The following is a 24029-nucleotide window of genomic DNA, read 5'->3' as shown; positions in this document are numbered from 1 at the left end:
GGGCCGGGATGACATGCGACAGTTGCGCCCGTTGAAACAGGGGGGCAACGGCCCGGCACGGGCGGCCTGCCCCGTGAAAGAGTCGCGTCGGCAGGGCGATCCTAGAACGCCTTGAATGTCATGGTCGTCAGCGTGCGGCTGATGCCGTCGATATCGAACAGGTTTTCCGACAGGTAATGGCCGATATCCTTGTCCTCGGGGACATAGACCTTGGCCAGCAGATCGTAATCGCCCGAGGTCGAATAAAGCTCGCTGACGATTTCGCGGTCGTAAATCGCATCGGCGACCTCATAGGTGCGGCCGGGAATGCAGCGGATCTGGACGAATACGGGACGCATGGCTTGGCCTTTCGATGCTGGTCGGGCGGGAACTTAGCGCGGGCCGGGCGTGTCGGTCCAGCCCCTCGCCTGACCGCGCCAGAACCGCGTCAGCAAAAGCACGGCGGCACAGGCCAGACCGCTGAGCAGCCCCAGCCACAGCCCGCCCGGCCCCACGCCCACGCGAAAGGCCAGCAGATAGGCACAGGGCAGGCCGATCAGCCAATAGCTGAAGATCGCAAAGAACATCGGCGCCCGCGTATCCTGCAAGCCGCGCAACATGCCCAGCGCGATGACCTGCATCCCGTCGGCGAACTGGAACATCGCGGCATAGATCATCAGCCCGCCGACCAGCGCGATGATCGCGGGCGCCTGCGGGTCCGTCAGGTCCAGATATTGCGAGGCCAGCCATTCCGATGCGGTCAGGAAAACCACGATGGTGATGGTCGAGAACATCAGGGACAGCGCGATTGCAGCCCGCCCCGCATCGCCCATCGCGGGCACATCATGTCGGCCCCAGGCGGTGCCGACACGGATCGTCACGGCATTGGCCAGCCCCAGATGCACCATGAACGCCAGCGAGGCCAGTTGCAGCGCGATACCATGCGCCGCCAGTTCACGCGGACCGAACCAGCCCATCATCACATTCGTGCCCACGAACATCCCGGTTTCCGCGACCAGCGTCAGCCCGATCGGCGCGCCCAGAATCAGAATGGCGCGCAGTGCCGCCCAATCGGGGTTCCAGAAACGGCGGAACAGGTTATAGGGCCGCGCGATTTTCAACGATGCGGCGCAGGCGACCAACATCAGGCATTGCGCGACGTTGACGATCAGGCTGGCCAGTGCCGAGCCCACCACACCCAGTTCTGGCGCGCCCAGATTGCCGAAAATCAAGGCCCAGTTCAGCACCATGTTCAGCGGAATGCCCGCCACCGTGATCAGCATCACGATATTCGGCCTGCCAAGCGAGGCAAGGAATGAATTGATCGTCAGCCCCCATAGCGCGGGCGCCATGGCAAAGCACATGATGCGCAGATATTCCTGCGCAAAACCGGCGACTTCGGGTCTTTGTCCCAAAAACAGCAGAATGGTTTCCGAAAACCACAGAACCGGCAGGATCAGCACCGCGTAAAGCGTCGACAGCCACAGCGCCATGCGCGTGGCGCGCCGCGTTTCGGTGTCATCGCCCCGCGCCACGGCCGTCGCGATCACCCCCATCACGCCGATCCCAAAGCCCGAGCCCAGCATGAACAGCACGAACCACATCGAGGTCGCCAGCACGACCGAGGCGAGTTCGTCCACGCCATACCAGCCGATCATCACCGTATCGGTGACGCCGATCGCCATGCGCGCGACATGCGACCCGGTCAGGGGCAGCGCAAGCGCCAGCGTGGCGGTCAGATGGGGGCGAAGCCGGGCGATGGTCATGCCATCTGCCTTATCCCTGGGCAGTGCGGGCGGCAAGCCGTCATTCCGCGCAAACGCCTGGCGACAGTTTCAAAAATCCAGCGATAATTTCCCTTACCTGTCCATATCCGCCCCGCCTTTCCGACCAGCCTCTCTCTGGAAACCCTATCCCGCAAAAGTTTCCGCGGGGTTAAGATCCGGCCGGGGCGCGGCGAAAAATCGGGGCGGCCGGTCGGGATGGGTCGTGGCCCATGCGGAACGCGGCTTTCGGACAATCGCGATATCGGGGATCAGGGCCGGATCTCGACCTGCGTGCCGATGCGGGTCAGGGCAAAGATTTCCTCGATCTCGTCATCGGTGACGGCGATGCAGCCCTCGGTCCAGTCGCCTTTCACGCGATAGCCGTCGGGGATCGAGTTCGGCTGACCGTGGATCATGATGTCGCCGCCGGGATGGACGCCGGCACGTCGCGCCGCCTCGCGGTGATGTTTTTGCGGGTAATCCAGCCCAAGCGACAGATGAAAGCGGCTTCGCGGGTTCAGGCGGTCGATACGAAAAACGCCCTCGGGGGTGCGACCATCACCCTGGCGCGACTTGTCGCCCTTGGGCGCGCCGCCCAGTTGGATCGTGAATGTTCTGGGCGCGCCCTGCCGTTGCCAGACCGTCATGCGCCGCGCCGATTTCTCGATCAGGATGCGATCCACGGGCGAGGTCAGGCGCGGCGTTTCGGATTGCGGGCGGTAGATGTCGGGGGCGTAGCGGTCCAGCAGTTCGGGCAGCCGTTCCAGCCCGAAGGGGCCGCGCGGAACGGCTTCGGGCTGCTGCGGGGTCCGCTCGATTCCGGGTGGCGGGGCAATCGCCACCCGATCCGGTTCGGCATTCAGGATCAGCCAGACGGCATAGCCGAAAAAGGCAACCGCGATGACAGAGAACAGTTGTGCAAGCCGTTTCATTCGTCGTTTTCCATCCAATGGTTACTGGAGGTCGGAAAACGCCTCTTGCAACCGTTTCACCGCCGCTTCGACCCGCGCCCTTGGCGTGGCGAGGTTGAAGCGCATGAAGCCCTCTCCCCCCAGCCCGAAGGTCGGGCCATGGTTCGCGGCGATCCCGGCGCCCGCGGCGACGCGGGTCTCGATCTCGGGGCGCGCCATGCCGGTGCCCGCGAAATCGACCCATGCCAGATAGGTCGCCTGCAGGGGCATCGAGCGCAGGCCCCGGATCCGCGCAATCCCCTGATCGAAGATCCGCCGGTTTCCATCCAGATAACGCACGAGGGCATCGACCCATTCCGCACCTTCTGAAGAATATGCGGCAGCGACCATGTTCAGCCCGAAAAGCCCCGGCGAAATCCCCAATGCGGCCATCCGCTGGCTGATCGCGGCGCGCAGTTTCTCATCGCCGACGATGATATTGCCCAGATGCGCGCCCGCGATGTTGAAGGTCTTGGTCGCGGATGTCAGCGTCACCAGCCGGTCCGAAATATCGGGCGCGGCATTCGCCATGACGATGTGGCGGGGGCTGTCTGGCATGACCAGATCGTGGTGGATTTCATCCGAGATCAGGATCAGGTCATGGGCCTTGCAGAAATCCGCGATCTCGCGCAGTTCGCGCTGCGACCAGACGCGGCCGCCGGGGTTGTGCGGCGAACACAGGATCAGCATCCGTTCGCGGCCGTTCAGCAGGCCGGACCAACTATCCCAGTCCAGATGATATTGTCCCGCGCGACTGGCCAGCGGAAATTCCACGACCTCGCGCCCCGCCGCGCGGGTGACGCGGGCAAAGGCGTGGTAAACCGGCGTCATCAGGATCACCCCGTCGCCCGGCTGCGTCAGCGCGTCGATGCACAGCGCCGTGCCATTGACCAGCCCGTGGACGTTCAGGATCCAGTCCTGTTCCACCTGCCAGCCGTGGCGGGTATCCATCCACCAGCGAATCGCGTCCAGATAGGGCTGATGCGCGCCCGGATAGCCGTAGATGCCGTGATTCGCGATATCCTGAACCGCGCGCTGGACGGCTGCGGGCGGACGGAAATCCATGTCGGCCACCCACATCGAAATGCCGCTGGCCGGATCGACGCCATAGATCTTCTGCATATCGTCCCATTTGGAACAATTCGTTCCGATGCGGTCGATGTCTTCGTCGAAATTCACTGATGCCATGGCCGTCCTCCTGTTTCGGGGCAGCATAGCGGGTTGTTGCGCGGCTGAAAGCCTTGCCCTAGATGGAAGGCATGACATTGCTGAACATTCTTCTTCATCCCGATCCGCGCCTGAAAAAGCTGTGCGACCCCGTGGCCCGCATCACGCCGGATATCGAGACGCTGGCCGCGGACATGCTGGCCACCATGTATGATGCGCCGGGCGTCGGTCTGGCCGCGCCGCAGGTCGGCGTGATGTCGCGGCTGTTCGTCATGGATTGCAACAAGGACCCCGAGGCCGCGCCCGATCCCGTCGTGATGCTGAACCCGGAAATCACCTGGCGGTCCGAGGCCCTGAACACCTATGAGGAAGGCTGCCTGTCGATCCCCGACCAATATGCCGACGTGACCCGCCCGGCCGAGGTCCGCGTATCATGGCTGGGTCTGGACGGCAAAAGCCACGAACGCGATTTTGAGGGGCTGTGGGCGACCTGCGCGCAGCATGAAATCGACCATCTGGATGGCAAGCTGTTCATCGACTACCTGTCCGCGATGAAACGCCAGATGATCACCCGCCGCATGGTCAAGCTCAAGCGCGAAAAGGCCCGCGCCTGAGCCGCGCATACCGTCGCGCCAAAGCGATTGGCGCAAAAGCCGGAAGCGCCGCATCGCGTCAGCGGGACAAGATCCGCAGCACAGGCGCTATTGGCACCAACCTGCCCGCGCCGCCCCCGACCCTTCTGAACATGCGGCGCTTTTGCCGGCACCGTGATGCGCGCGGGGGGCGGCGCGGCTTGGCTTGTCGCTGGCGACAGGATAGTCCGGCGACAAGGCCCCTGCCCACGCCCCTTTTCGTTTCTGGATGTGACAATGGACACCGCTCTGGCGCGCCGCAGGCTGGCGCTGATCGCCTTTTTCTTTCTGCCCGGCTTTGCGCTGGCGTCATGGGTGACGCGGACGCCCGCGATCCGCGACAGCGTGCAGGCCTCGATTGCGGAAATGGGGTTGATCCTGCTGGGCCTGTCCTTTGGGTCGATGGTGGGCGTCCTGCTGTCGGGGGCGATCGTCGCGCGCCACGGGGCGCGGCCCGCGACGAAATACGGGCTGTCGCTGATCGTCCTGTCCATGGCGACGCTCGGCCTGGGGGCGGCGGCGGGATCGCAAGGGATCGTCGCGCTTGGGCTGGCGTTCTTCGGCCTTGGCGCGGGCACGGCGGAAATCGCGCTGAATGTCGATGGCGCGGATGTCGAGCGCCGGATGGGCCGCCCCTTCCTGCATTCGCTGCACGGTTTTTTCAGCTTCGGCACGGTCTGCGGGGCGCTGGCCGGGCTTGGCATGACGGCGCTGCATGTGCCCGTCGCATGGCATCTTGGCGGGGTCGCGGCGATCTGCGCCGCGTTGATACTGGTCTATCTGCCCCATCTGCCCGAGGGGATCGGGCAGGAAAAGCCCCACCACTCCGACCAGCCCGAGGCCATGGCCAGCCTGTGGCGCGACCGCAGGCTGTTGCTGATCGGCCTGATCGTGCTGGCCATGGCGCTGGCCGAAGGTTCCGCGAATGACTGGCTGCCGATCCTGATGGTCGATGAATACGGGTTCAGCCAGGCATCGGGGTCGCTGGTGTTTCTGGCCTTTGCCAGCGCCATGACCCTGGGCCGCTTTTGCGGCGGCTGGTTCCTGCGCCGCTTTGGGCGGGCGCGGGTGATGCGGGCTTGCGCGGTTCTGGGCGCGACCGGCATCGCGCTGGTGATCTTTTCCAGCAGCGCCATTCTGGCCGGTTCGGCGGTGGTGCTGTGGGGGCTGGGCGCCTCGCTTGGCTTTCCGGTCGCGATCTCGGCAGCGGGCGACAGCGGGTCCAACCCGGCGGGCCGGGTGCGGGTCGTGGCGATTGCGGGCTATATCGCCTTTCTGGTCGGCCCGCCGCTTCTGGGTTTCATCGGCGAACATTACGGGCTGCGTTCCGCGCTGATCGTCGTGCTGTGCCTTGTCGCCACCGCCGCCGTCGCCGCCCCCGCCGTTGCTTCGCCCGCTGTCGCTTCCCCCGCCGTATCCGGCCGGGGCGGGCATGCGCACTGACCCGCGCCGATGGCGCAGGGGGATTTATCTGCCCGGCGATCATGTTACCGCAGACGGGCAAAGGGCAGAGCAGGATTGGCCGGACATCCCCATGGCGCGGCGCAAGGCCAAGCGCGTCGTCGCAATGACCGCCATGGGGACCGGGGCTGCGCGCAAACCGATCCGCCAGCCTGGCGGGCCACCCGCTTACGGACAACAGGGCAATCGCCATTTCACCTCGGCGCGATCCGGTGCTAGGACAGCGCCAAAGCCACCATTGCCAAAACCCGTGCCGAAAAGCCCATGACCGTCCGCGCCTTCATCCCCTTTTCCGACCCGCGCCTGCACCGCCCGGCGGAAACCGTGCCTGCGATCACCGAGACCGTGCGGATGATCTGGGACGACATGATCCAGACCATGGATGCGATGCCCGGCGTCGGTCTGGCCGCGCCGCAGATCGGCATCATGCAGCGTCTTGCGGTCGTCGATGCATCCGACAGGCGCGGCCAAGGGATCCGCATGGCCAACCCCGAGGTTCTGCACGCCAGCACCCAGATGCGCGCCCATGACGAGGCCAGCCCCAACCTGCCCGGCGTCTTTGCCCGGATCGAGCGTCCCCGCGCCGTGACCGTCCGTTTCCTGAACGATCAGGGCGAAGTCGAGGATCGCGATTTCGTCGGTCTCTGGGCGACCTCAGTCCAGCATCAGATCGACCATCTGAACGGGCTGACCTATGTCGATCACCTGTCGCCGCTGCGCCGCAGGATGCTGGTCGCGAAATCGGCGAAACTGAACAGGACGTAGAGGGCGGATATGCGCGTGATTTTCATGGGAACGCCGGAATTCTCGACCCATGCGCTGCGGGCGATTGCGGCGCGGCACGATGTCGTCGCGGTCTATTCCCAGCCCCCGCGCGCGGCGGGGCGCGGGCAAAGGCCCCGCCCCTCGCCCGTGCAGAAACTGGCGCAGGAACTGGGCCTGCCCGTGCGCTGTCCCGAACGGCTGTCATCCGCGCAGGATCAGGCCGATTTCGCGGCGCTGGATGCCGATGTCGCGGTCGTCGTGGCCTACGGCCTGATCCTGCCGCAGGCCATTCTGGACGCGCCGCGCCTTGGCTGCCTGAACATCCACATCCCTGCTGCGCGCCGCGCGGACCGCGCCGATCACCGCGCGATCTGTCGGGCGATGCGGAAACCGGCGTCGCGATCATGCAGATGGAGGCGGGTCTGGACACCGGCCCGGTGCTGGCGGAACGCCGCACCCCCATCGGTGCCACGGACACCACCGCCGATCTGCATGACCGGCTGGCCGGAATGGGCGCCGATCTGATCCTGCGCGTGCTGGACCGGCTGGACGGCCCGACCACGCAACTGCCCGTACCGCAACTGGAAAGCGGCGTCACCTATGCCCACAAGATCGACAAGGCCGAGGCCCGCATCGACTGGCGCCTGCCCGCCGAACAGATCGACCGTCAGATCCGCGGGCTGTCGCCCTTTCCGGGGGCATGGACCATGGCAGGCGGCGAAGAGCTGAAGCTGCTGCGTTCTCAGGTGGTTGCGAGGACGGGCGCCCCCGGTCAGGTGCTGGACGGCTTCACCATCGCCTGCGGCACCGGCGCGGTCGAAATCCTGTCCGCCCAACGCGAGGGCAAACGCCCGATGCCGGCCAGCGACATCCTGCGCAGGCTGACGCTGCCCGAAAGGCTGGGCTGACAATCCGGATCGAATGACAGCTCGGACCTGCGCTTTCAGGGCGGCCCGGTGTGGCAAAAGGCTTGCAGGCACCGAAACAACGATGACATATCAACCGACGCCAGCCCGATTTCGCCAGCCTGACGATCTGAACCCCCACCCCCGTCACAACCCCGGCCCCAATCGCAGGGCAGATACGCCATACCACGCGCGCCCCTGCCACCGCTGAACCCACACGAACGGATCCTGCTGACCCGCGAAACCGAATTCAAGAAACGTCACCTGTGGTTGCTGCTTGTGGTCGTGCCGGTGTCGCGGCTGCTTGGGTTCGTCACGTTGCGCATCGTCGGAGCCGTCCGGGGGTTCGGTCTGCCTCCGCTTGCCGACGCGTTGTTCAGCGGCGCACTTGTTCTGATCGCCGTCATGGTGAGCGTGCCTCTTGATTGGCTGATGCAGCGCGGGCGGGTCTGGGCGGTCACGAACCAGCGCATCATCGACAACAAGGGTCTGGACCTGCAAGGGTCTGGACCTGCCCATCGCGCGCATCGACCGGGTGTCGCGCCGGGGCGTGATCTTTTGCAAGACCATCATCGCCGCGCCCTGCGGGCGTCAAACCGGCCGATATGCGCGCCGTTCTGCTGCCGCTTCTGGGCACCATGGTCGAACAGTTACCCTCAGTTCTGCCCAAAGGGTTGCCGCATCCTCGGCCAGCCGGGGCGCCGCGTTCTGGTCGCCCCGCCTGTGACCCGGTGAAATCCTGCTGTGCTCGGGGCAAGAGCGCGCGTTTCTGCCCGGCCTGCTGGCCCTGATTTTCGCCCCGATGACGGCTGTTTCCCTGTTCGCGGCGGCGCAAGGCGTCGGGCTGCTGGAATATGGCCGGACCTGCCGCTCTGCACTGTTCTATGTGCCGGGCAGCGCCCTGCTTGTGGCGATCATGGCGGGTCTGCTGATCTGGCTGCGCCACCCCGCGCGCTACGCCGTCACGGACCGCCGCGCGCTGTCCTCGGCCAGCAGGATACAGCGCAGCACCCGCGTCGGAACAGGCGTGACAGAACTGCCCTGTCCGGCGCGACCTTCATGGTTCTGCCGACCGAGGTCTGGATAACGGAAAGCGAACGCGGCAGCGTGACGCGGTTCGTCGCCATGCCGGGCCTGTCGCGGTCGGGGGCCAAGGCGCTGGAACGCCTGTTGTTCCCGCTGATCCGGCGCAGCGCGGTGCAGGCCTTCCTGCCGCCGCCGCAGCCCTGACCCCAAGCGCCGGGTTGCCCCGCTGCGATGCAGGCGACGACCATTGATGCCGCCGGGCACCCTGCGTTTCCAGCAAAGGGAGCGTATGGTCCCGGGCATCACGCCCATTGCATAAGGTCGTCACAGCCGCAAACATCGGAGTGCCGGAACCCCGGTCGATCTGCCGGGCACCGGATATATTTCACAAGGAAGGCAATTCGCATGCAACATTCGGAATTTTCCCAAACCGGGCTTGCGGTCTTGCGCGCCGGCTGGTGGATGCTGCTGGTCCGGGGGATCGCGGCGGTTCTGTTCGGCCTGATCGCGCTGCTGTGGCCGGGGCTGACCGCCTATGCGCTGCTGATCGCCTTTGGCGCATTCGCGCTGGTTGACGGGGTGTTCAGCATCGTCGCCGTGACCTCGCACGCAAGGGGTCCGGACGGTCAGTGGATGAGATCTACGGCTGGCCGAAGGCGCGCTGTCGATCATCATCGGGTTGATGGCGTTTTTCTGGCCCGTGGCGACGGCGCTGGCCTTTGTCTTCTGGATCGCGGCATGGGCGATTGTCGCGGGCCTGTTGCGCATCATCGCCGCCATCCGCCTGCGCCATGAAGTCGAGGGCGAATGGGCGCCGGGGCTCAGCGGGGCGTTGCTGGTGGTCTGGGGCGGGTTGCTGGCCTTTATGCCCGGCGGCGGGGATCCTTGGCCTGACATGGCTGTTTGGCGTGTTCACGCTGGCCATCGGGGTCGTGCTGATCGTGCTGGCCTTCCGGGTCCGCAAGCTGCCGGGCTGAGGCGCTTTCGTTGGCGCCGTTCGCGTTCCAAGCCCGTTCACGTTCCCCGGGGCTTGGCGCGCAGGGTCGGGTCGGCCTCGGTCGGGTCTTCGGGCCAGGGGTGGCGGGGATAGCGGCCGCGCATGTCGCGCCGCGCATCCGCGTAGCCACCGGCCCAGAAACCGGGCAGGTCCGTCGTCACGGCAATCGGCTTGGCCCCCGGCGACAGCATGGTGATACGCAAGGGGCGGTTCCCGACCATCGGATGCCGCGTCACGCCGAACAGTTCCTGCAGGCGGCAGCTCGATCCCCGGGCCCTCTGCGTCGTAATCGATCGCGACCCGCCGACCCAGGGGTGTTTCGCGAATGCCCCGGCGCGGCCTGATCCAGCCGGCCCGCATCCCGTCATGGCCGGCGCGGGCGCGCGCGCCTCGGTCAGGTCCAGCCCGCGCAGATCGGCCCGCGTGCGCGCCTTGCCCAGGCAAGGCAGCAGCCAGTCGCCATCCGCCAGCAGGCTGCCGTCATCGACCGGCCCCAGATCCGGCAACAGCGCCATCCGCGCCCGCAGACGCGCGGCCGGTGGGGTCCATGGCAGCCCCTCGATCCGCAACCCCTCCAGCGCGGCCAGCGCCATTGCATCCGCCGAGGGCGTTTCCAGCGCCCGATCCGACGGGATCAGCGCGCCCAGCCTGTTCCTGCAACCGCGCCAGAATGCGGCCCTCGCGGCGCGACCATGCGACAGTTTCGACCGGCCGGATGCGATCGGCGTAAAGCGCGCGCAGATCGGTTTCGTCCGGCGCGACCGCCATTCGGATCCGCGCCTCGCGCGTGTCGCCGTCCAGATCGGTCGCGACGATCAGCGCTGCGCGGCCGGGCGTCATCGGCGGCCAGCACGGGCGCCCTTGCCGCCCGACAGAACGTAACGCGCTTCATCGCCCTTGCGCCGCAGCCCGATGCGGTCGGGATAGGCCAGCGCGGCCATGGCACCGGGCGACATCGCGGCCGCTTCTGGCGCCAGCCTGCGCAGCCGCGCGGCCATCGTCGCGGATGCGCTGGATGGTGGCGCGGTTGACCATGCGGAGTGCGGCGCCGGATGGTTGCGCAGGGCCTGCAGGCGCAGGTTCAGGTCCGTCGCCCGCACCTTTCAACGGATCGCGTTCCGCCGAGCGCGGCCAGATCGGCGGCGCCGCGGCCCGCCGTGGACCAGCATATGCGCCAAGCCGCGGATGCAGCGGCAGCGCGGCCAGCGGCCTGCCCGTGCGTCGGTGATCCGCCCCGCGCGCGTCCAGCGCGCCCAGATCGCGCAGCAGGCGCCCGCGCCTCGGTCATGGCGGCGGCCTCGGCGGCGGGGTCAGAAAGGCCAGATCGGCGCCGTCCGCGCCCCATGACCGCCAGTTCCAGCGCCAGCCCGGCCAGATCGGCCACCGCGATTTCCGGGGGCGCAAAGGCCGGCAGCGCGCCTTCCTCGGCCCGCGCCCACAGGCGGTAGCAGATGCCCGGCGCCACCCGCCCGGCGCGGCCCCGGCGCTGTTCGGCCTCGGCCCGGCTGACGCGCTCGGTGACCAGCCGCGACATGCCCGAGCCGGGGTCGAAGCGCGCCCGCCGCGCCCGGCCGGCATCGACCACCACCTGTGACACCGGGAATGGTCAGCGAGGTTTCGGCGATGGCTGTCGCCAGCACGATCCGCCGGACCGGCGCCGGGCGGGGACAGCGCCGCGCTGCTGGGCGCTTGAATTCCATGCGCGCCGATACAGCGGCAGGACCTCGGCCGGAGCAGATCGGACAGCTGGGCAGCACGGCGGCGGATCTCGCCCTCGCCGGGCAGAAAGGCGAGGATCGTGCCGCCCTGTTCGCCGGGTTTCGCGGCCTCGGCCTGAGCGACCAGACGCGACGGCCTCGGGATCTAGATGCGGCGCCGGCGGGCAGCGGGCGGTCCAGCCAGCGGGTCTCGACCGGAAAGGCGCGGCCCGTCGGACCGCGTGATCAGCGGCGCGCCGTCCAGCAGCGCCGCGACAGGCTCGGCGTCCAGCGTCGCCGACATGACCACGCAGCCGCAGGATCGGGACGCAGCGCGCCCCGCGCCTCCACAGCAAGGGCCAGCGCCCAGATCGGCGTTCAGGCTGCGTTCGTGGAATTCGTCGAAGATCACGCAGCCGATGCCGTCGAGCGCGCGGGTCCGGATTGGAGCATCCGGGTCAGGATGCCGTTCGGTCACCACCTCGATGCGTGTGCCGGGCACCGACTTTCGCCGCGCATGCGGTAGCCGACGCGGCTGGCCCAGCGGCTTCGCCCAGGCTGTCTCGGCCAGCCGCTGCGGCGCTGCTGCGCGGGCGGCCAGGCGGCGGGGTTCCAGCATCAGGATGCGACCGGGGATGCCGGGCAGCAGCGCCAGGGGCACCCGCGTCGTCTTGCCCGCCCCCGGCGGCGCCACCAGCACGGCGCGGCCATGCGCCGACCAGCGCAGCGATGCAGGTCGGGCAGCACGGCGTCGATGGGCAGGGCGTCATCATGCGGGCATATGGCAGGTCCGCGAAGTCTGCAGCGCCGCCAGAATTTCTGCGCAAGCTGGAAAGAGGATGCCATTTCCCCCGCCACAAGCAGAGAACACTCATTCAGGGCGCTGAAGGTAGCGACAGCCTGACCACACCCCGGAGGCTTGGAGCGAGGCGGACGACAGCCGCCAGCCCGCATGTACTAGCTGCTGATCCGGTCAGCCGCGCAGCAGCGTGCCGATGCGGGCGATGCCTTGGTCGATCTGGTCATCGTCGCGCAGGAATAGCTGAGCCGCGCCAGTGTTGCGGTTGCTGCCATCGGCGTAGAAGGCCCCGCCGGCACAAAGGCCACGCGCTGTTCGGCGATGGCGCGGGCCAGGAATTCGGCGCCGTCGATGTCTTGGGGCAGGGTCAGCCAGATAGACATGCCGCCTTCCAGGGCAGGTCGAGGTCACGCCTGCGGGCATCTCGCGGTCCAGCGCCGCCAGCATGCGGTCGCGGCGGTGCTGATGGGCCGATCTGATCCGCGCCACATGGTCGTCGAAACAGGCGCGCGCGACGATATTCGTCGCCATCTGGCTGAGCGTCGGGGAATGCAGGTCGGCGGCCTGCTTCATCAGGACCAGCCGCCCGATGCTCCTGGGCGCGACCACCCAGCCACGCGCAGACCAGCGCCAGCGTCTTGGAAAACGAGCCGCAATAGATCGTGCGGCACTGTTCGATATCGCCCTTGCGCGCGATTTCCAGCGCAAGGATCGGGGCAGCACCCGCCTCGCCGTCGAAGCGCGAGGACTGATAGGCGGCATCCTCGATCACGGCGATGTTCAGCGCTTCGGCCTGATCCAGCAGGGCATGGCGGCCCTTCAGCGTGACCGTCTCGCCCGTGGGGTTGGCGAAATCGGCAGAAAGATAGGCGAATTTGACCGCGCCGCCTGCCTCCCGCGCCTCGGCCTGCAGGGCGGCGGGATCGGCGTTGGAAAACGGGTCCAGCCGGATATAGCGCGGCTCATAGGCGTTGAAGGCGCCAAGCGCGCCCAGATAGGTCGGCCAGCCGACCATCGCGGTATCGCCCGGCGACAGCAAGAGCTTGCCCAGATAATCCAGCGCCTGCTGCGCCCAGAGGTGATCAGGATATTGTCCGCATCGCAGGGAATGCCGATCGCGGCCATCTGCCCGACCAGCCCAGTCCGCGCCAGGGGGCGATAGCCTTCGGACGCCGAATATTGCAGCGCGACCGAGGCATTGCCCGGCTCCATCGCCTGCTGGAATGCCTGCGCAAAGGCATCGGCGGGAAACAGGTTCGGGTCGGGAATGCCGCCCGCGAATGAAATGATGTCGGGCTGATCCAGCAGCTTCAGCAGCTCTCGGATTTCCGAGGCCTTCATCCTCGTGTTGCGCGTGGCCAGGACATCCGTCCATTGCATGGCTGTCGACTCCGGTTGACATCAGAACGGCGCGAAACCTGCGCCTGCGCCCCGGAAAGTGCAATGGGGAAAGCGCAACGGCAAAGATCGCGGCCCGGCTTTCGCGCTTGACGCGCACGGGCTTTCGCGCTTGACGCGCAAGGGGTCCGGGATCGACAGAGATGCAGGCGTGTCGTGAATGGGTGAACAAGATGTTGAATGGCTGGCTTTTCCTGCTGCTGGTGCCTTTTGCCGGTGTGGCGATGGCGTCGCTTCTGGACGATGACGACGACGGGCCGGATATTGTCCCGCAACCCGAACCAGAGCCGGAACCGCAGCCTGAGCCTGAGCCTGAGCCTGAGCCTGAGCCTGAGCCTGAGCCTGAGCCTGAGCCTGAGCCTGAGCCTGAGCCTGAGCCTGAGCCTGAGCCTGAGCCTGAGCCGGTCGACCCCACGCAGGGCACCGATGGCAATGACGAACTGCACAATCCCGCAGGTTTCGAGGGGCTGATCGACGGCGGCACAGGCGATGACGGCATCACGCTGACCGGCGCGGACAACCCGGCAACCGGCCATATCCTGCGGACCAGATGGAACCCGGCCAGCGGTGATGCCGACTATGAGTGGCGGGGCACGGATGGCACATCATGGGCCCCGAATGACAGCGATGACGACCTGCCCGCCGGGCTGATTTCGGGCCGTGGCGGGGCGGGCAATGACACGCTGACCGGCGCGGGCGCGGGGCTGGATCTGGATGGCGGGGGCGGCGACGACCTGATCGCGATTTCGGGCCTGCCTGCCGGCAATCCGGCCAGCGTGCATGCGAAGCCGCCGCGCGGGGTGGCGCGGGCAATGACACGATCAACGCCGATGGCGACGGCATCGTGACGACCGGGGGCGCGGGCGACGACCTGATCGCGGCGTCGGGTGCGTATCACTGGATCAACCGCGGCGCGGGCGCGGATCGCATCGCGGTCTCGGGCCTGCGCGACAGCACCGTGGTTCTGGACGCGCAAGACAGCATCGAAGGGCGCGGCGCGGGCGATGACGGACTGACCTTCTGGCTGACGCAGGGCGCGCAGTTTCAGGGCGACGACGGCGCCGACCGGATGATCGTCAGCACCGGGTCGCAGGGCGATGGCGGCGCGGGCAACGACCTGTTGCGGACCGATGACCAGATGGGGGGCGAAAACACCCTGTCGGGCGGGGCGGGCAATGACACGCTGATCGGGAATTACGGGTTTGCCGATTACGGCCCATCCATGAACGACCGTTTCGCGGATCATGTCGGACGCAGCAGCGACCCGCTGGATGGCGGCGACGGCGATGACGTGATCCGCTTTGACCTTGCCGACACCGTCACCGGCGGCGCGGGCGCCGATCATCTGACCGGCTTTCTGCAGCAGGGCGAAACCGCGACCGTCACCGATTTCGACCCGGCCGAGGACAGCCTGCGCGTCAACCTGAACCCCGCTGAGACGGGGGCGGATTTCGGCAATGTCGGCATCTCGGAAAGCGAGGGCAACACGCTGATCACCGTCAACGGTCAGGTCGTCCTGCAGATCGAGGGCCGCACCGGCCTGTCGATCGGCTTCGCTCATGGCGACAGTTTCAGCGGGTCGGACGACAGCGACCAGACCCATACCGACCCTGACGGCAACGCGGTCCAGCCCGAGGCGCTGGATGTCATCATCGACGCATGGGAAGGTCTGGTGACCTGACCGCGCGGGCACCATGCCCCTACACGTCGCGCCCCGGCCCGCCTATCTTGAAGGCTCAAGAACAGGCGGACCGGGGACAGAATGGGCTTTGCCGACGATCTGATGCAGGGGCTGGGTCTGAGCGATCCGGTCATCCGGCTTGGCGTGACCGGGCTGTCGCGCGCGGGCAAGACGGTGTTCATCACCTCGCTGGTGGCCAATCTGCTGGACCGGGGCCGGATGCACGCGCTGCGCGCAGCGGCGGATGGCTCGATCAAGGCGGCCTGGCTGCAGCCGCAGCCCGACGACACCATTCCGCGCTTTGACTTTGAACGCCATCTGGCCGCGATGACCGGCCCCGACCCGCATTGGCCCGAAGGCACCCGCCATGTCAGCGAAATGCGCCTGTCGCTGCGCGTCCAGCCGCGCGGGCTGATTGCCGGGATGCGCGGCCAGCAGGTCCTGCATGTCGATATCATCGACTATCCCGGCGAATGGCTGCTGGACCTGCGGCTGATGGATCGCAGCTATGCGCAATGGTCGGACGAGGTCCTGACCCGCATCGAAAACCGCCCGCTGGCCGATGACTTCCTGTCGCTGGTCCACCGTATCGGACCCTCTGCCGCCTTCAGCGAAACCGCCGCGCAGGATCTGGCCCGCGCCTATACCGACCACCTGCGCGCATCCCGCGCGGCGGGCTGGTCGGACTGCACCCCCGGCCGTTTCCTCATGCCCGGAGAGATGGAGGGCTCGCCCGCCCTGACCTTTGCCCCCCTGCCCGCGGGCTTTCAGGGCAGCGCCTTCTGGCAGGAATTCTCGCGCCGCTTCGCCGCCTATAAATCCCGCGTCGTGCGGCCGTTCTTCCGCGACCATTTCGCAAGGCTGGACCGGCAGGTGGTGCTGATGGATGTTCAGGGCGCGATCCACGCCGGGCCGCAGGCGGTCGAGGACATGCGCCGGTCGATGGCCGACATCCTGTCCGCCTTTCGTCCCGGCCGCGCGGGCTGGCTGGCGCAGCTTCTGGGCACGCGGCGGGTCGAACGCATCCTGTTCGCCGCGACCAAGGCCGACGACCTGCACCACAGCCAGCACGCCCGCCTGACCAATATCGTCTCGGCCATGCTGCGCGAGGCCCGCGACCGCGCCGATTTTTCCGGCGCCCGGACCGCGGCGATGTCGATCGCATCCCTGCGCAGCACGACCGAGGAAATCATCAGCCGCGACGGCCATGACCTGCCCGCCGTGCGCGGCACCCTGATGGATGGGCGGCAGGCGGTGCTGTATCCGGGCGAGTTGCCCGAAAACCCGGCGGAACTGCTGGCCCTGGCCCGGCAGGGCGCGGCGGGCTGGCTGGATGCGGATTACGCGATCATGGATTTCGCGCCCGCGCCGAACACCCTGCGCCCCGGCGAAGGCCCGCCTCATATCCGGCTGGACCGAGCCGCCGAATTCCTGCTGGGCGACCGGATCTAGGGGCCGCAGATGACCGACGACACCGAAAACACGCCTGCACGCAAACGCCCCGGCCCCGTTCTGATCGAGGTCGAACCCGACCGCCCGGCGCGCGCCGCCGCCGCCCGCATCTGCAGGCCGATCCGCTGGAAACCGCGCCCCATGAAACCTCGCCCCACGGCGACGACCGCAGCCGCCGCGCGCCGCGCGACCCAAAGGCCGCCCGGCCTTCGCCCGCCGATGCACCGCCGGTCGATGACGGCGGCATCGCGCTGCCACAGCCGCGCACGATGATGCTGGTCTCGCGGCTGGTCGGGGGCAGGTCCTCGCGGCTGACGCGGTTTTTCATCAATACCGGCGCCGCGCTGTTCACCTTTCTGCTGTCGGTCGCGGCGCTGCGGTTCATTTCCAACCTGCTGAACAGCTATCCGCTTCTGGGTTGGGTCGGCATGGCGCTGTTTGCGCTGTTCGCCATCGGCGCGCTGGCCATGGCATGGCGCGAATACCGAACCTGGGCGCGCTTCGCCGCCATCGACCAGATCAGCCGCGCGGCGGGCGCGGCGCTGACCAATGGCGACCTGTCGGCGGCGCGCCAGGTCACCGACCAGTTGCAGCGCCTGTATCGCCCGCGCCCCGAGACGCAATGGGGTCTGGCCCATCTGCAGGACCGCCAGAACGAGGCGCTGGACGCCGAAAGCCTGCTGTCGCTGGCCGAATCCGACCTGCTGGCCACGCTGGACCAGCAGGCAAGGCGCGAGATCGAGGCCGCCGCCCGCACCGTCGCTGCCGCCACCGCCCTGATCCCGCTGGCGCTGGCCGATGTCATCGCGGCGCTGGCCGCGAACCTGCGCATGATCCGCCGCATCGCCGAAATCTACGGCGGCCGCGCCGGATCGGTCGGCGGCTGGCGGCTGGCGAAAACCGTGATGACCCATCTGGTCGCCACCGGCGCGGTCGCGGCGGGCGATGACATGATCCAGACCATCGCGGGCGGCGGCCTGCTGTCCCGCCTCAGCCGCCGCTTTGGCGAAGGCGTCGTCAACGGCGCCCTGACCGCCCGCGTCGGCATCGCCGCAATGGAGGTTTGCCGCCCCCTGCCCTTCATCCACCAGCGCAAGCCCTCGGTCGGCAATCTGGTGTCGCGCGGGTTGAAGGGGCTGTTTGGCGAGGATGAGGCGGCAACGCACGGCCCCGAGGCAGATTAGCCCCGACGCTCCCGGTTGCTCTGCGTTGCGAAGAGCCCAGAGCAGCCATTCACGATCTGCACATAAAATGCCAGGCTCAGGACCCATTGATTTCCGACTGGCGGCGTGATTCACGGTTCGAAAAGCGAGCGGTGACCATGTCTGATCTTTTTTGGTTGACGGACGCGCAGATGGCGCGTCTTGAGCCTTTCTTCCCAAGTCCCACGGCAAGCCTCGCGTCGATGATCGACGCGTGTTAAGCGGGATTATCTTCATCAATCGCAATGGCTTACGGTGGCGCGATGCCCCGGCAGCCTATGGCCCGCACAAGACACTATACAACCGTTGGAAGCGGTGGAGCGACAAGGGCATCTTTGCCCAAATGATGGCGGGTCTGGCGGCCGGGCACGGCGAAGAGAAGACCGTGATGATCGACGCCACTTACCTGAAGGCCCACCGCACCGCGACCAGCATGGGCGTGAAAAAGGGGGGCGTGGGCGCCTGATTGGTCGCACCAAGGGCGGCATGAACACCAAGTTGCACGCCATCTGCGACAGCCAGGGCGCCCCCTCAACCTGTTCGTCACTGCCGGACAGGTCAGCGATTACATCGGCGCGCGGGCATTGCTGAGCAGCCTGCCGGATGTCGATTGGCTGCTCGGGGATCGCGGCTATGACGCCGACTGGTTCAGAGAAGCGTTGAAAGACAAAGGGATACGCGCCTGCATCCCAGGCCGGAAGCAGCGGAAGAAAACCGTCAAGTACGACAAGCGCCGGTACAAACGGCGCAACCGGATCGAGATCATGTTCGGCAGGCTCAAGGATTGGAGGCGTGTGGCGACCCGGTACGACCGTTGCCCCAAGGTATTCTTGTCAGCAATCGCACTTGCTGCCCTCGTCATCTACTGGCTTTGAAACTCAATGAGTCCAGACCCTAGTGCTGGCTTCGAATTCATGGCGTGAGGATGCACAGTGGCAGAGCTAACATTCCGCAAGGCAGTCCTTGGTGATCTTTCCCAAATTGTCGCCATGCTGGCGGATGATGAGCTGGGGCGGTCGCGGGAAGTTGTTGGTGACCCTATCAGTGACGACTATGTTTCGGCCTTCAACAAGATCGACAGCGATCCGAACCAGATTCTGGCAGTCGTGGCAGGTGAGCGAGGCGCTCTGCTTGGCACGCTGCAAATCACATTCTTGCACCATCTTTCCCGAAGGGGCAGCTCGCGCGCGCAGATTGAGGGTGTGCGGATTTCGAGCGCTGCGCGTGGTCGTGGTCTTGGGTCAATGATGATCCAATACGCGATTGATGAAGCGCGTGGGAGAGGGTGCCGGATCGTGCAACTCATGAGCGATGTGCGGCGGCCCGACGCCCACCATTTCTATGAGAAACTTGGCTTCAAGCCATCTCACCTCGGTTTCAAACTCAACCTCGACCTCTCGGAGTGACACTGTCGTTCAAGTGTCTTGCATGGCCACAATTTTTGACGGCACGGCTTGCTGCCTGTTGCGCAAGCAGACGTGAACCGTCCGCTTCGTCCCGCATAGCAGACACAAGCCCCCCACAATGACCAGCCTTGTTAACCCAAGCGGCCGCAGACAACGGTCAGCTTGGGTGATGACGCTGCGCATCTGCGTGCCCGACCGAGATCCTGGACGCGGGCTTAGCAGACCTCTCACCCTCTCTACCGCGACGACTATCATACCGGTCATGCCACACCCGCGCCGCCTGTCCCTGACGATCCTTGCCCTTGCGGCTCTGCTGGGTATCGCAGCGGCCGGGCGCGACCGCGTGGACGACTGGATTGCGGCAACCGAACCGCTCTCTTGCTGGACGTCCCCGTCGGGACCAGGTGCTGGCGCGGACGGTAGCCTCGCTGCGCGCCTGCCGGGTCGCGGACGGGCGCTGGCGGCTGGATCCCGGCCCGGTCGATCCCCTGCTGGTCCGCATGCTGCTGGCACGGGAGGACCGGCGTTTCGCCGACCACCACGGCGTCGATGCCCGCGCCATGTTGCGGGCCGCATGGCAGGCGGCGGCGCATGGGCGGGCGGTGTCGGGCGGGTCGACCCTGACGATGCAGGTCGCGCGCCTGCTGGAGGACGGGCCGACCGGCGAATGGCAGGGCAAGATCCGGCAGGTGCGGCTGGCGCTGGCCTTGGAACGACAACTGACCAAGGATCAGATCATCGACCTCTATCTGCGGCTTGCCCCCTACGGCGCCAATGTCGAAGGGGTCCGCGCCGCATCCCTGCAGTGGTTCGGCAAGGAACCGCGCCGCCTGACGCCCGCGCAGGCAGCCCTGCTGGTCGCCCTGCCGCAATCGCCCGAACGCAGGCGCCCCGACCGCCATCCGCAGGCCGCGACTCAGGCGCGCGACCGGGTGCTGGTGCGCGTGGCCGAACTGGGCGTCATCCCCGAAAGCGACGCCCGCGCCGCGACGGCGGAACAGGTGCCGACGATGCGCCGCGCCTTTCCGGCGACGGCCCCCCTGCTGGCTGCGCGCCTGCGCCGCGAACATCCCGGTGCGACGCGGATCGACACGACCATCGACGCCACCCTGCAACGCCGCGCGGAAACGCTGGCGGCCCGCGCCACGCGCGCGCAGGGCGGGCGGCTGTCCGCCGCGATCGTGCTGGCCGATCACCGCAATGGCGAGATCCTGGCGCTGGTCGGCGCGGCAGAATTCACCGACGACCGTTCGGGCGGGTTCATCGACATGACGCAGGCGGTGCGTTCGCCCGGATCGACGCTGAAGCCGTTCGTCTACGGGCTGGCCTTTCACGATGGCATCGCCCATCCCGAAACCCTGATCGAGGATCGCCCGGCTGTCTTTAGCCGCTGGCAGCCCCAGAATTTCGACCGCCAGTTTCGCGGCACGGTCAGCCTGCGGCAGGCGCTGATCTGGTCGCTGAACATCCCCGTGGTCAAGCTGGCCGAGGCGGTCGGCCCGAACCGCATCACGCAGGCGCTGGAACGTGGCGGGATCCACCTGCGTCTGACCGGCAGCCCCGGCCTTGCCATCACGCTTGGCGGGGCGGGCGTCACGCTGACCGATCTGGCGCAGGGTTACGGCGCACTGGCGCGCGGCGGGCGCGGCATCACCCTGTCGCCCCTGCCGGGCGGCGCGCAGGACCAGCCGCTGGCGATGTTCGGCCCGGTCGCGGCCCGGCAGGTCACGCATATTCTGGCGCAGAACCCGCCGCCGACGGGCGCGGCCAGCGGGCGGATCGCGTGGAAGACCGGGACCTCCTACGGCCACCGCGACGCGCTGGCGGTGGGCTATGACGGTGCGCATGTCGTGGCGGTCTGGATGGGCCGGCCCGATGGCACCCTCGTTCCCGGCGTCTTTGGCGGGGATCTGGCCGCGCCCGTCATGTTCGACCTGTTCGACATGCTGCCCCGCAAGGCGCTGCCGAATCCGCCGCCACAGACGCTGACGCTGCCGAATGCCGCGCTGCCCCTGCCGCTGCGCCGGTTCGCCCCGGCGGGCACGGCCAGCGCGGTCGCGGCGCGGCCGAACCGGCCCGAGGGGTTGCAGCCGACCTTTCCCCCCGATGGCGCAACGCTGGACAGCAAGGGCAGACTGACCGCCAAGGCCCGCGGCGGCCGCGCGCCCTATACCTTTTTGCTGAACGGCACGCCCGCGGCGGTGTCGCAACCCGCGCCAAGCGCCGAACTGCCCAATCCCGGCCCCGGATTTGCCCGGCTGACCGTCATCGACGCCGATGGCCTGTCGGCAAGCGCGGCAATCCGGTTGCAGTAGGGGATCAATCTGTCGCGAGGGTGCAGATTAACCTTTCATTATCCCGGATGATGTACATATTCCGCCCATGCTGCGGATCGACGATCATATCTTTATCCAGGAATGGGAACTGTCCGAACAGTTCACCCGGTCTCAGGGACCGGGCGGACAGAATGTGAACAAGGTCGAAACCGCCGTCGAACTGCGGTTCGAGGCCGAACGCTCGCCCCATCTGCCTGCGGCCGTGAAAACCCGCCTGCGCCGTCTGGCCGGACGGCGCTGGACCGTGGATGGCGCCATTGTCATCCTGTCGCAGGAAACCCGGTCGCAGCTTCGCAATCGCGAAATCGCACGCGAAAGGCTTGCCGATCTGATCCGTCAGGCTATCGTTGCGCCAAAACGCCGGATCGCGACCCGCCCCACCTTGGGCAGCCAGCGCCGCCGCATCGCCGCCAAGGTGCAGCGGGGCACGGTCAAGGCCCTGCGCGGTCGGATATCCGGCGATGGTGAATTGGAATGATCGACCTGTTGCGTGACAAACTGGGCCTGTTCCTGGGCCGCCGTCCCGCGCCGCTGCAAATCGCGGCGCTCTGCCTTGACCTGTCCAGCGGCAAGGTCCTGCTGATCACCAGCCGGGGCACCGGCCGCTGGATCCTGCCCAAGGGCTGGCCGATGACCGGCCGCTCCCTCGGCGAGGCCGCCCAGCAGGAGGCATGGGAAGAGGCCGGCGTGCGCGGCCCCCTGATGCGCCATGAATTCGGCACCTATCACTATGACAAGAAACAGGATCGCGGCTTTGGCATTCCGGTTCTGGTGCATGTCTTCGGCATCGAGGTGCAAGAGCTTGCCGACGACTTCCCCGAGGTCGGCCAGCGCCGCCGCGCCTGGTTCACCCCGGCCGAAGCCGCCGAACTGGTCGAGGAAACGGGCCTGAAAACCCTGCTGCGCGAGCTGCCCGATCCTGCGGAGCTGGCCTGGACTTCCGATGGTTCGACCGCTGCGCGAGTTTCGCATTCTCGACAAGGATCTTGAGCGGCTGACCAATGCCGAAACCGCCAGCGCGCGGTTTTTTCGTCCGCAGTTGCGGCTGGCGATCGCGATTGTCCTGATCGCACTGGGCGGGTTGCTGGCCTTTGGCGCCCTGGGGGGCGAAACCGATGCCGGGATGCTGGCCGCCGGTCTGGCGGTTGCGACCTATATGGCCCTGTCGATGGGCGGCAACGACGCGGCGAACTCGCTTGGTCCGGCGGTCGGCGCGGGGGCGATCGGGCTGACGGCGGGGCTGGTCCTTGTCGCGATCATGCAGATATCCGGCGTCGTTCTGGCCGGGGCAGAGGTGACCGACCGGCTGGCCCGCGATCTGGTCACCGTCGATCTGTCGCTGACGCCGGGCCAATCCGTCCGCATGATGGTGGCCGCGCTGCTGGCCGCGTCGATCTGGGTCAGCCTGGCCACCTGGGCCGAAGCGCCGGTCAGCACCACCCATGCGGTCGTCGGCGCGATTGTCGGCGCCGGGATCGCGACGCTTGGCTGGCAGACGATCAACTGGCCGGTCATCGCGCTGATCGCGGCGGGCTGGCTGCTGTCGCCGATGGTCGCGGGGGTGCTGGCGGCCCTGCTGCTGGCGATGCTGCGGCGCCAGATCATCGACACCCCCGACCCGCTGGCCTCGGCCCGGCGCTGGCTGCCGCCGTTGATTGCCCTGACGGTGTCGCTGTTCGTCTTTCACATTCAGGTCTATGTGATCGGTTTCGGGGCGCTGCAATCGGGCGTGGTCGCGCTGGTGCTGGCGGCGCTGGCATGGGGGCTTTCCCTGCGTCGCATCGACCTGATGGTGGCGCGCGAAAGCGATGCGAAATCCGCGATCAAATCGGTGCTGAACCTGCCTCTGGTCATTTCCGCGCTGCTGATGGGTTTCGCCCATGGTTCGAATGACGCTTCGAACGTGACGGCGCCGCTGACGGTCATCCTTGACGGCACCCGTGCGACCGGAGGCATGGTGCAGGGACTGGCCCCGCTGCTGGCGGGTCTGGGGATCGCGGCGGGCACGCTGCTGTTCGGGCGCAAGCTGGTCCATATGGTCGGCAGCAAGATCACGCGGCTGAACAACAACCGCGCCTTTTGCGTGACGCTGGCGACGGCGATCACGGTCATCACCGCCTCGGCCGTGGGAATGCCGCTGTCGACGACCCATGTCGCGATCGGCGGGGTCTTTGGCGTCGGCTTTTACCGCGAATGGCGCGACCGGCGTCTGGCCAGACCCCGCGCCCAGATGCCGACCGAGGAACGCCGCCGCCGCCATCTGGTCCGCCGCTCTCATGTGCGGACGGTTTTCGGTGCATGGCTGGTGACGGTGCCGGTGGCCGCCGCGCTGGCGGCGCTGGCAACGGTGCTGATCGGCTGAACAGGGGTCGCAAGGCGCGGGCCTGCGAAAGGCCCGCGACCCGCAGAC

Annotated in this window: 26 protein-coding genes and 4 pseudogenes; 19 read left to right on the top strand and 11 right to left on the bottom strand. The window is 67.3% G+C overall.

The window, feature by feature from the left end; all coding sequences use genetic code 11:
• Window positions 1-101: 101 nt before the first annotated feature.
• The 4 genes from PE067_RS14545 to PE067_RS14530 form a co-directional block, all read right to left on the bottom strand.
• Entirely contained in the window at window positions 102-338 is a 237-nt protein-coding gene (locus tag PE067_RS14545; RefSeq protein WP_276190342.1) for an Lrp/AsnC ligand binding domain-containing protein, read from the bottom strand.
• Between the two features lie 33 nt (window positions 339-371).
• The gene (locus tag PE067_RS14540; RefSeq protein ID WP_276190341.1) at window positions 372-1745 is read right to left on the bottom strand and encodes an MATE family efflux transporter; all 1374 of its coding nucleotides are present in this window, start codon (window positions 1743-1745) and stop codon (window positions 372-374) included.
• A gap of 269 nt (window positions 1746-2014) precedes the next feature.
• A complete protein-coding gene (locus PE067_RS14535) occupies window positions 2015-2677 on the bottom strand; it encodes a L,D-transpeptidase family protein (protein ID WP_276190340.1) in 663 nt (220 codons plus the stop codon).
• 21 nt (window positions 2678-2698) lie between these two features.
• Window positions 2699-3883 (bottom strand): PatB family C-S lyase, encoded by a 1185-nt coding sequence (locus PE067_RS14530; protein ID WP_276190339.1) that lies wholly within the window; start codon window positions 3881-3883, stop codon window positions 2699-2701.
• Window positions 3884-3954: 71 nt separating this feature from the next.
• Here PE067_RS14530 and def (PE067_RS14525) point away from each other — a divergent pair, with 71 nt between their 5' ends.
• The 4 genes and pseudogenes from def (PE067_RS14525) to fmt all read left to right on the top strand — a co-directional run bounded on the left by def (PE067_RS14525) (window position 3955) and on the right by fmt (window position 7628).
• Window positions 3955-4476, top strand: a complete 522-nt coding sequence (def, locus tag PE067_RS14525) for a peptide deformylase (RefSeq protein WP_276190338.1) — start codon at window positions 3955-3957, stop codon at window positions 4474-4476.
• A gap of 255 nt (window positions 4477-4731) precedes the next feature.
• Window positions 4732-5937: an MFS transporter gene (locus tag PE067_RS14520; RefSeq protein ID WP_276190337.1), complete on the top strand. Its 1206-nt coding sequence runs from the start codon at window positions 4732-4734 to the stop codon at window positions 5935-5937.
• Window positions 5938-6219: 282 nt separating this feature from the next.
• On the top strand, window positions 6220-6720 hold the full coding sequence (gene def / locus PE067_RS14515) for a peptide deformylase (RefSeq protein WP_276190336.1): 501 nt from the start codon (window positions 6220-6222) through the stop codon (window positions 6718-6720).
• Between the two features lie 9 nt (window positions 6721-6729).
• A pseudogene (gene fmt, locus PE067_RS14510) lies at window positions 6730-7628 on the top strand (methionyl-tRNA formyltransferase).
• A 144-nt stretch (window positions 7629-7772) separates the two neighbouring features.
• Here the strand turns inward: fmt and PE067_RS14505 are convergent.
• A complete protein-coding gene (locus tag PE067_RS14505) occupies window positions 7773-8189 on the bottom strand; it encodes a hypothetical protein (protein WP_276190335.1) in 417 nt (138 codons plus the stop codon).
• Between the two features lie 238 nt (window positions 8190-8427).
• Between PE067_RS14505 and PE067_RS14500 the strand changes: the two genes are divergently transcribed.
• The 4 genes from PE067_RS14500 (at window position 8428) to PE067_RS14485 (ending at window position 9741) form a co-directional block, all read left to right on the top strand.
• Window positions 8428-8712, top strand: a complete 285-nt coding sequence (locus PE067_RS14500; RefSeq protein ID WP_276190334.1) for a hypothetical protein — start codon at window positions 8428-8430, stop codon at window positions 8710-8712.
• Window positions 8685-8855 (top strand): hypothetical protein, encoded by a 171-nt coding sequence (locus PE067_RS14495; protein ID WP_276190333.1) that lies wholly within the window; start codon window positions 8685-8687, stop codon window positions 8853-8855. Before PE067_RS14500 ends, PE067_RS14495 begins: the two co-directional genes overlap by 28 nt.
• Window positions 8856-9056: 201 nt before the next feature.
• Entirely contained in the window at window positions 9057-9446 is a 390-nt protein-coding gene (locus tag PE067_RS14490) for a DUF308 domain-containing protein (RefSeq protein WP_276190332.1), read from the top strand.
• A complete protein-coding gene (locus PE067_RS14485) occupies window positions 9334-9741 on the top strand; it encodes a DUF308 domain-containing protein (protein ID WP_276190331.1) in 408 nt (135 codons plus the stop codon). Before PE067_RS14490 ends, PE067_RS14485 begins: the two co-directional genes overlap by 113 nt.
• Here the strand turns inward: PE067_RS14485 and PE067_RS14480 are convergent.
• From PE067_RS14480 to PE067_RS14455, 6 genes and pseudogenes are all read right to left on the bottom strand, one after another.
• On the bottom strand, window positions 9666-10163 hold the full coding sequence (locus PE067_RS14480; protein ID WP_276190330.1) for an ATP-dependent helicase C-terminal domain-containing protein: 498 nt from the start codon (window positions 10161-10163) through the stop codon (window positions 9666-9668). The two genes, PE067_RS14485 and PE067_RS14480, sit on opposite strands and share 76 nt — an antisense overlap.
• On the bottom strand, window positions 10129-10488 hold the full coding sequence (locus tag PE067_RS14475) for a hypothetical protein (RefSeq protein ID WP_276190329.1): 360 nt from the start codon (window positions 10486-10488) through the stop codon (window positions 10129-10131). Before PE067_RS14475 ends, PE067_RS14480 begins: the two co-directional genes overlap by 35 nt.
• Window positions 10485-10748 carry a hypothetical protein gene (locus PE067_RS14470; RefSeq protein ID WP_276190328.1) on the bottom strand — a complete coding sequence of 88 codons (264 nt, stop codon included), beginning with the start codon at window positions 10746-10748 and terminating at the stop codon, window positions 10485-10487. Before PE067_RS14470 ends, PE067_RS14475 begins: the two co-directional genes overlap by 4 nt.
• Window positions 10730-11236 carry a hypothetical protein gene (locus tag PE067_RS14465; RefSeq protein WP_276190327.1) on the bottom strand — a complete coding sequence of 169 codons (507 nt, stop codon included), beginning with the start codon at window positions 11234-11236 and terminating at the stop codon, window positions 10730-10732. The genes PE067_RS14470 and PE067_RS14465 overlap by 19 nt, the downstream gene beginning before the upstream one ends.
• A gap of 275 nt (window positions 11237-11511) precedes the next feature.
• The gene (locus PE067_RS14460) at window positions 11512-12045 is read right to left on the bottom strand and encodes a hypothetical protein (RefSeq protein ID WP_276190326.1); all 534 of its coding nucleotides are present in this window, start codon (window positions 12043-12045) and stop codon (window positions 11512-11514) included.
• Window positions 12046-12318: 273 nt separating this feature from the next.
• Window positions 12319-13524: pseudogene (locus PE067_RS14455) on the bottom strand (PLP-dependent aminotransferase family protein).
• A gap of 182 nt (window positions 13525-13706) precedes the next feature.
• Here PE067_RS14455 and PE067_RS14450 point away from each other — a divergent pair.
• The 11 genes and pseudogenes from PE067_RS14450 to PE067_RS14400 all read left to right on the top strand — a co-directional run bounded on the left by PE067_RS14450 (window position 13707) and on the right by PE067_RS14400 (window position 23981).
• Complete coding sequence (locus PE067_RS14450) at window positions 13707-14390, top strand: hypothetical protein (RefSeq protein WP_276190325.1); 684 nt, start codon at window positions 13707-13709, stop codon at window positions 14388-14390.
• Window positions 14387-15223, top strand: coding sequence for a hypothetical protein (locus tag PE067_RS14445; RefSeq protein ID WP_276190324.1), 837 nt, complete (start codon window positions 14387-14389; stop codon window positions 15221-15223). Before PE067_RS14450 ends, PE067_RS14445 begins: the two co-directional genes overlap by 4 nt.
• An 81-nt stretch (window positions 15224-15304) precedes the next feature.
• The gene (locus PE067_RS14440; RefSeq protein WP_276190323.1) at window positions 15305-16675 is read left to right on the top strand and encodes a YcjX family protein; all 1371 of its coding nucleotides are present in this window, start codon (window positions 15305-15307) and stop codon (window positions 16673-16675) included.
• A 9-nt stretch (window positions 16676-16684) separates the two neighbouring features.
• Window positions 16685-16948 (top strand): hypothetical protein, encoded by a 264-nt coding sequence (locus PE067_RS21915; protein WP_346429702.1) that lies wholly within the window; start codon window positions 16685-16687, stop codon window positions 16946-16948.
• Complete coding sequence (locus tag PE067_RS14435; RefSeq protein ID WP_346429701.1) at window positions 16945-17859, top strand: TIGR01620 family protein; 915 nt, start codon at window positions 16945-16947, stop codon at window positions 17857-17859. The genes PE067_RS21915 and PE067_RS14435 overlap by 4 nt, the downstream gene beginning before the upstream one ends.
• Before the next feature lie 137 nt (window positions 17860-17996).
• Window positions 17997-18752: pseudogene (locus tag PE067_RS21910) on the top strand (IS5 family transposase).
• A 57-nt stretch (window positions 18753-18809) separates the two neighbouring features.
• Window positions 18810-19283: a GNAT family N-acetyltransferase gene (locus PE067_RS14420; RefSeq protein WP_276190321.1), complete on the top strand. Its 474-nt coding sequence runs from the start codon at window positions 18810-18812 to the stop codon at window positions 19281-19283.
• A 262-nt stretch (window positions 19284-19545) separates the two neighbouring features.
• Window positions 19546-21598, top strand: a pseudogene (gene pbpC / locus PE067_RS14415) (penicillin-binding protein 1C).
• A gap of 67 nt (window positions 21599-21665) precedes the next feature.
• Entirely contained in the window at window positions 21666-22097 is a 432-nt protein-coding gene (gene arfB, locus PE067_RS14410; RefSeq protein ID WP_276190320.1) for an alternative ribosome rescue aminoacyl-tRNA hydrolase ArfB, read from the top strand.
• Complete coding sequence (locus tag PE067_RS14405; RefSeq protein WP_276190319.1) at window positions 22094-22609, top strand: NUDIX hydrolase; 516 nt, start codon at window positions 22094-22096, stop codon at window positions 22607-22609. Before arfB ends, PE067_RS14405 begins: the two co-directional genes overlap by 4 nt.
• The gene (locus PE067_RS14400; RefSeq protein ID WP_276190318.1) at window positions 22563-23981 is read left to right on the top strand and encodes an inorganic phosphate transporter; all 1419 of its coding nucleotides are present in this window, start codon (window positions 22563-22565) and stop codon (window positions 23979-23981) included. The genes PE067_RS14405 and PE067_RS14400 overlap by 47 nt, the downstream gene beginning before the upstream one ends.
• Window positions 23982-24029: the final 48 nt, after the last annotated feature.

Source organism: Paracoccus sp. DMF-8, from assembly GCF_029309835.1.
GTDB lineage: Bacteria > Pseudomonadota > Alphaproteobacteria > Rhodobacterales > Rhodobacteraceae > Paracoccus.
This window is presented reverse-complemented; position numbering and strand designations above follow the sequence as displayed.